General features: G+C 75.9%; 7 protein-coding genes. All 7 read left to right on the top strand.

Annotation, left to right across the window (positions count from 1 at the left end; translation table 11 throughout):
* Positions 1-1,236: Rv2231c family pyridoxal phosphate-dependent protein CobC (gene cobC, locus IN07_RS08670; protein WP_231558065.1), on the top strand; the 1,236-nt coding region annotated here is incomplete at its 5' end.
* Positions 1,233-2,321 (top strand): nicotinate-nucleotide--dimethylbenzimidazole phosphoribosyltransferase, encoded by a 1,089-nt coding sequence (cobT, locus tag IN07_RS08665; RefSeq protein ID WP_231558066.1) that lies wholly within the window; start codon positions 1,233-1,235, stop codon positions 2,319-2,321. The genes cobC and cobT, both read left to right, overlap by 4 nt.
* Positions 2,318-3,562 carry a uroporphyrinogen-III C-methyltransferase gene (gene cobA / locus IN07_RS08660; protein WP_036335180.1) on the top strand — a complete coding sequence of 415 codons (1,245 nt, stop codon included), beginning with the start codon at positions 2,318-2,320 and terminating at the stop codon, positions 3,560-3,562. Before cobT ends, cobA begins: the two co-directional genes overlap by 4 nt.
* Positions 3,563-3,592: 30 nt before the next feature.
* A complete protein-coding gene (locus tag IN07_RS08655) occupies positions 3,593-4,180 on the top strand; it encodes a hypothetical protein (RefSeq protein WP_156119088.1) in 588 nt (195 codons plus the stop codon).
* 68 nt (positions 4,181-4,248) lie between these two features.
* Positions 4,249-5,118, top strand: coding sequence for an alpha/beta fold hydrolase (locus IN07_RS08650; protein WP_036335178.1), 870 nt, complete (start codon positions 4,249-4,251; stop codon positions 5,116-5,118).
* 93 nt (positions 5,119-5,211) lie between these two features.
* Positions 5,212-6,177 (top strand): ABC transporter ATP-binding protein, encoded by a 966-nt coding sequence (locus IN07_RS08645; RefSeq protein ID WP_052091040.1) that lies wholly within the window; start codon positions 5,212-5,214, stop codon positions 6,175-6,177.
* The gene (locus tag IN07_RS08640) at positions 6,174-7,028 is read left to right on the top strand and encodes an ABC transporter permease (protein WP_036335177.1); all 855 of its coding nucleotides are present in this window, start codon (positions 6,174-6,176) and stop codon (positions 7,026-7,028) included. The genes IN07_RS08645 and IN07_RS08640 overlap by 4 nt, the downstream gene beginning before the upstream one ends.
* Positions 7,029-7,032: the final 4 nt, after the last annotated feature.

The raw sequence follows: 7,032 nt of genomic DNA, 5'->3' as shown, positions 1-7,032 counted from the left end.
GCCGCCCGCCGCGGCTGGCCGCTGACCGGGCACCCGGCCGACGCCCTGGCCGCCGTCCCGGTGCCGGCACCGTCGGTGCGGGTCGCCGCCGCCGTCGGCACGGCGTCGGTGGCCGAGGCGGCGGCGCTGCTCGAGGGTGGCCGGCTCGTCGTCGGCAAGACGGTGCACGGCCGGGTGACCGTCGCGGTGGCCGTCGATCCCGACCTCCGGCATCACGGCGACGCCGAGGTCGCCCCCGGGCTGGTCGACCTCGCGGTCAACGTCCGCGCCGACGCGCCCCCGCCCTGGCTGCGCGCCGTCCTGGTCGACGCCCTCGATGCCAGCGCCGCCTACCCCGACCCGCGTCCGGCCCGGGCAGCCGTCGCTGCCGCGCACGGCCGCGACCCGGCCGAGGTGCTGCTGACCGCGGGGGCGGCCGAGACGTTCACGCTGGTCGCCCGGGCGCTGCGCCCCCGCCGGGCGGTCGTCGTCCACCCGTCCTTCACCGAGCCCGAGGCCGCCCTGCGAGCCGCGGGCCACCCGGTGGAGCGGCTGCTGCTGCCCGCACCGGGGTACCGGCTGGACCCGGCGGCGGTCCCGGCCGACGCCGACCTCGTCGTCGTCGGCAACCCGACCAACCCGACCTCGGTGCTGCACCCCGCCGCCGACCTCGCCGCGCTGGCCCGCCCCGGGCGGGTGCTGCTGGTCGACGAGGCGTTCGCCGACACCGTGCCCGGCGAGCCGGAGTCGCTGACCGGCCGCAGCGACCTGCCCGGCCTGCTCGTGGTGCGCAGCCTGACGAAGACCTGGGGCCTGGCCGGCCTGCGGGTCGGCTACGCCCTGGGCCCGGCCGAGCTGGTCGCCGCGCTGGCCGCGCAGCAACCGCACTGGCCGGTCTCGACCCCCGCGCTGGCCGCCCTGACCGCCTGCACCGGCCCGGCCGCCCGGGCCGAGGCCGAGGAGGTGGCGCACCAGCTGACCGCACACCGGGCCGTGCTGCTGGCGGTGCTGCCACCGGCGGTCGAGGTGGTCGCGGACCCGCGCTCGTCCTTCGTGCTGGTGCGGGTGCGGGAGGGTGCGCGGGTCCGCGAACGGCTCCGGGAACACGGCTGGGCGGTGCGCCGGGGCGACACGTTCCCCGGCCTGACCAGCGACCACCTGCGGATCGCCGTCCGCGACCCGGAGACCTCCCGTGCGTTCGCCTCGGCGCTGGCTGAGACCCTTGACCCGAACATCACGACCGAGGAGGTCCGCTGAGCACCGACCCGACCCCCTTCGCCGGCACGCTGCTGGGTGCGACCATCGCGTCCATCGCCCCGCGGGACGCCGCCGCCGAGCGGGCCGCCCGGGAGCGGCTGGACCGGATGACCAAGCCCCCCGGCTCCCTCGGGGTGCTCGAGGACGTCGCCGCGCAGCTGGCCGGCATCGCCGGGGCGTGCCCGCCCCCGCTGCCCGAGCCGGCCGCGGTCGCGGTCTTCGCCGGCGACCACGGGGTGCACGCCCAGGGGGTCACCCCGTGGCCGCAGGAGGTCACCGCGCAGATGGTGGCGAACCTCGCCGCCGGCGGTGCGGTGGTCAACGCCTTCGCCGCGCAGCTGGGCGCCGACGTGGTCGTGGTCGACGTCGGGGTGGCCTCCCCGGTCGGCCCCGCCACGGGCCTGCTGGAGCGCAACGTCCGCCGCGGCACCGCCGACCTCTCCCGCGGCCCGGCGATGACCCTCACCGAGGCCCGGCAGGCGGTCGAGGTCGGCATCGAGGTGGCGACGACGCTCGCCACCGACCACGGCTGCCTGGTCACCGGCGACATGGGGATCGGGAACACCACCGCCTCCGCGGCCCTGGTCTGCGCGTTCACCGGCGCCGCCCCGGTCGAGGCGACCGGCCGCGGAACCGGCATCGACGACCCCACGCTGGCCCGCAAGATCGAGGTGGTCACCCGCGCGGTCGCCCGGGTGCCGGCCCGCCCGGCCACGCCCGAGGCAGCGCTCGCCGCGCTGGCCGAGCTCGGCGGGCTCGAGCACGCGGCGCTGGCCGGCTTCGTGCTCGGCGCCGCCGCCGCCCGGGTGCCGGTGCTGCTGGACGGCGTGATCGCCGGCTCGGCCGCCCTCGTCGCCGCAGCCCTGTGCCCGGCCGCCCTGGAACACGCCTTCGCCGGTCACACCTCCGCCGAGCCCGGCTCCGGTCAGGCCCTGCGCGCACTGGGCCTGCGCCCGCTGCTCGGGCTGGACCTGCGCCTCGGCGAGGGCACCGGAGCACTGCTGAGCCTGCCCCTCGTAGCCAGCGCGGCCCGCGCGCTGCGCGACGTCGCCACCTTCGACTCCGCGGGGGTCACCGAGAAGTGAGCGCCTCTCCCGATCCGGGCACCGTCTACCCGGTGGGTCTGCGGCTGGCCGGTCGCCGCGTCGTCGTCGTCGGCGGGGGCCAGGTCGCGCACCGCCGGGTCGCCGGCCTCCTCGAGGCCCGCGCGCAGGTCACCGTGGTCAGCCCCGAGCTCACGCCGGCCCTCGAGGCGCTGGTGGCGCCCGGTTCGGTCACCTGGCACCCGCGGCGCTGGGTCTCCGGCGACCTGGCCGGTGCCTGGTACGCCGTGGCCGCCACCGACGACCCGGCCGTGAACGCCGCCGTCGCCGCCGAGGCCGAGCGCGACCGGGTGTTCTGCGCCCGCGCCGACGACCGCGGCGCCTCCAGCGTCTGGACCCCGGCGGTCGGCCGGCAGGGCGACCTCGTCATCGGCGTGCACGGCGGCGGTGACCCGCAGCGGGCCATCGGCGTCCGGGACGCGGTGCTGACCGGGCTGACCGACGGCTCCATCGCCGACCGCGCGTCCCGCACGCCCTCGGTGGCCGCCGGCAGCGTCGTCCTGGTGGGCGGTGGGCCGGGCGACCCCGGGCTGGTGACGGTGCGCGGCCGGCAGGCGGTCGCCACGGCGGACGTCGTCGTCGCCGACCACCTGGCCCCGCAGGGGCTGCTGGCCTCCCTGCCGGCCGACGTCCTGGTCATCGACGCCTCCAAGCTGCCGCGCGGTCGCTCGATGGCGCAGGAGCAGATCAACGAGCTGCTGGTCTCCCACGCGCTGGCCGGCCGCCGGGTGGTGCGGCTCAAGGGCGGCGACCCGTTCGTCTTCGGCCGGGGCTACGAGGAGCTGGAGGCGTGCGCGGCCGCCGGCGTGCCGGTCGAGGTCGTGCCGGGCGTGACCAGTGCCATCGCCGTCCCCGGCCTGGCCGGCGTCCCGGTCACCCACCGCGGGATGACGCACGAGTTCGTCGTCGTCTCCGGGCACGTGCCCCCGGGACACCCGGCGTCGCTGGTCGACTGGGCGGCGCTGGGCCGGCTGCGCGGCACCGTCGTGGTGCTGATGGGGGTGGACACCGCCTCGGCCATCTCCGCCGCCCTGGTCGAGCACGGCCGGGCCCCGGAGACGCCGGTCGCCGTGGTCAGCGACGGCGCCACCCCGGCGCAGCGGACCCTGCGCACCACCCTCGCCGGGCTGGGGAAGACCATCGCCGACGAGGGCGTCCGCCCGCCCGCCGTGTGGGTCGTCGGCGACGTGGTCGGGCTGTCGGCCCCCGGGGAGCCTGCTTAGTCCTGGCGGGCTCCGGGCATCGCGTTCCTCATGAGTTCTCCGCGCACCGTCGCCCGCTGGGTGCTCGACGTCGCCGTCCTCGTCGCCCTGGTCAGTGCCGTGGTGATGGCCGTCTCCGGGAACTGGGACGCCACCATCCGGTTCGGCGTCATCGCCGTGGTCATGGTCGCGGTGCGCACCAGTGACGTGCCGCTGCCGTTCGCCGGCGCGTTCGCCGTCCTGCTGCTGGTGTCGACGTGGGCCGCGGTCCGGCACTGGTACCGCCAGATCGAGCACTTCGACCTCCTCGTCCACCTCCTGACCCCCGGGAGCCTGGCCGCGGTCGGCTACTTCTTCCTCGTGCACCAGCGGCTGCTCCCCGACGCCCGCCGGCAGACCCCGCGACTGCGCTCCGCGGCGCCGGTGCTGTGGGTCGTGCTCGTCGGCACCACCGCTGCGGTGGTGTGGGAGTTCTACGAGGTGGTGATGGAGCAGCTGGCCCCCTCCTCGATGAACGTCGGCTACACCGACACGGTGCTCGACCTGCTCGCCGGCATGCTCGGCTCGGCCGTCGCCGGCGGACTGGTGCTGGCGTGGGGCCGGCGGTCCGACACCGGCCCACAGCGCGACGGGGGGTGAACCCCGGTCCCGGCCGGGCGGTCGGGCGCCGCCAGGCCGCGGGCTCGCCGCGCGGTTACGTTGGTCCGATGCCGCACGTCATCTCCTCGGATGCCACCGTCCTGACCCTGCGCACCCAGGGCGCGGACGACGGCCCGATCGTCGTGCTCGTCAACGGCCTGGGCATGACCACCGACTCCTGGGGCCGCGTGCCCGAGCTGCTCGCCGACCGCCACCGGGTGGTCCGGTACGACCTGCGGGGACACGGCCGCAGCGGCAACGCCCCCGCCGACGACTACAGCCTCGAGGCCCACGCCCAGGACCTGGCCGCCGTGCTCGCCGACGTGGTGCCCGACGGTGAACAGGCGGTCGTGGTCGGCAACAGCCTCGGCGGCGGCATCATCGTCGTGCACGCCCGCGACCTCGGGCTCGACCGCATCGGTGGGGTGGTGTTCGCCGGGTCGGGCGGCTCGGGGGTGACGTTCGCCGGCTTCCCGGCCGACGGGCTGCCGCCGATGGCGCGCCGGATCGTGCGTCGCAGCTGGTTGAAGGCGCTGCGCCTGGTGGCGGTCGTCGCGAACCGGGTGCGGCCCTTCGAGCCGCTGGCCGACCGGCTGGTGCGGAAGTTCGCCTTCGAGCCGGGTGCACCGGAGGCTGCCGTCGCCCAGGTGCGGGAGGACTTCATGGGCAGCCGGCGGGTGCCGCTGGCCCGGACGACGCTGGCCAGCGTCAGCACCAACGGCGTCCGGTACGCCTCGGCGCTGACCGTCCCCACCCTGGTGCTGCACGGGGAGCACGACCCGGAGGTGCCGCAGCAGGAGATCGACGAGCTGATGCCGGAGCTCGCCGACGGCGAGCTGGTCCAGCTGCCCGGCGCCGGGCACATGGTGGCCCTGACCCGCGCCGAGGAGACCGCCGAGCAGATCGCCCGCTGGGTCCGCCGGGTACGGGCCGGCTGACGGGACGACCGGCGCGCAGAGTACTGGTGCTCTCGATGTAGTACCCCTACTATCACGGCCGTCAGCTCCTCCCTGCTCCAGGAGTGGTGTGCCATGGCCGCAGTCCCCGAGTTCCCCGACTCTGCCGAGCCTCCCCAGCTGGGTCCGCCGGGCGCCGGACCCGCCGTCCGGGTCCGGGGCCTGCGGATGGCCTACGGCACCCACGAGGTGCTGAGCGGGGTCGACTTCGACGTCCGCCAGGGCGAGGTCGTCTGCCTGCTGGGCCCCAACGGCGCCGGGAAGACGACCACGATCGAGGTGCTGGAGGGCTTCCGGCTGCCCTCGGCCGGCTCGGTGGAGGTGCTCGGCGTCGACCCGGCCCGCGGTGACGACGCCTGGCGCGCCCGGATCGGGGTGGTGCTGCAGTCCTGGCGCGACCACCCACGCTGGACGCCCCGCCGGCTGCTCGGCTACCTGGGCGGCTACTACGAGCCCTACTCGACGCCCGAGCGCACGCACCCCTGGGAGGTCGAGGACCTGCTGTCCACGGTCGGGCTGACCGAGGAGGCCGACCGGAAGATCGCCACCCTCTCCGGCGGTCGCCGCCGACGGCTGGACGTCGCCGTCGGGCTGATCGGCCGACCGGAGCTGCTGTTCCTGGACGAGCCGACCGCCGGGTTCGACCCGCAGGCCCGCCGCGACTTCCACGACCTGGTGCACCGGCTCTCCGACCTCGAGGGCACCTCCATCCTGCTCACCACCCACGACCTGGGTGAGGCCGAACGGCTCGCCGACCGGATCCTCATCCTCACCGACGGGCGGATCGTCGCCCACGGCAGCGCGGCGGCGCTCACCCGGCAGGTGGCCGGCACCAGCGAGGTCCGGTGGGTCCGGGACGGCGAGCAGTTCGTGCACGCCACCGACGAGATCGTCCCCTTCGTCCGCCGGCTGCTCGAACAGCACGGCGACGAGCTCACCGACCTGGAGGTCCGGCGGGCCGACCTGGAGGACACGTACATCGCCATGGTCCAGCGCTTCGAGTCCCGACCGCAGCGGCACCTCGCGGAGGTGGCCCGGTGAGCGCCTCCCGCCAGGCCGTGCGCCAAGGCCTGCGACGCGGCTGGACGGAGTTCGTGCAGAGCCTGCGCAGCCCGCAGGACCAGGGCTTCTACCTCTTCATCGGCGTGGTCACCCTCGCCGTCCTGTGGTTCAACCGGGACAACGAGGTGGGCGAGACCGGCCTGCTCTACCCGACGTTCGCACTGCCCAGCATCCTGGGCGGGCTGCTCACCTTCGGCCTCGTGATCGGGCCGGGCTACTCGCTGGCGATGGAGCGGGAGGACGGCACGCTGCTGCGGCACAAGGCGCTGCCGCACGGGATGGAGGGCTACGTCACCGGGCAGCTGACGCTGCAGTCGCTGACCCTGCTGCCCAGCCTGCTGGTCGTCCTCGTCCCGAGCCTGCTGCTCTTCGACGGCGTGATGCCCGGCGGCGCGGGCAGCTGGCTCGCCGTCCTCGGCCTGATCGTGCTCGGCATGCTGGCCACGATGCCCTGGGGCATGGTGCTCGGCTCGGTGGTGCCCGGGGTCCAGAAGATGGGCACCTGGGGGATGCTGCCGGTCCTGCTGATCACCGCCATCTCCGGCATCGTCGTCCCGATCCAGGCGATGTGGGGCTGGGTGCAGGCCGTGGCCCAGGTCTTCCCGGTCTACTGGATCGGGCTCGGGCTGCGCTCGGCCTTCCTCCCCCCGGAGGCGGTCGTCGGCGAGCTGGGAGACTCCTGGCGGACCGGCCCGATGCTGCTGGTCCTCGGCGCCTGGGCGGTGGCCGGCCTGGTGGTCGCACCTCGGGTGCTGCGCCGGATGGCCCGGCGGCAGTCGGGGTCGACGGTCGAGGCGGCACGGGAGACGGCTCTGCAGTGGGTGCGGTGAGCGA

The sequence above is a fragment of the Modestobacter caceresii genome (assembly GCF_000761485.1).
GTDB lineage: Bacteria > Actinomycetota > Actinomycetes > Mycobacteriales > Geodermatophilaceae > Modestobacter > Modestobacter caceresii.
The sequence above is the reverse complement of the archived record's forward strand: the minus strand, read 5'-3'. Positions and strand labels throughout refer to the sequence as shown.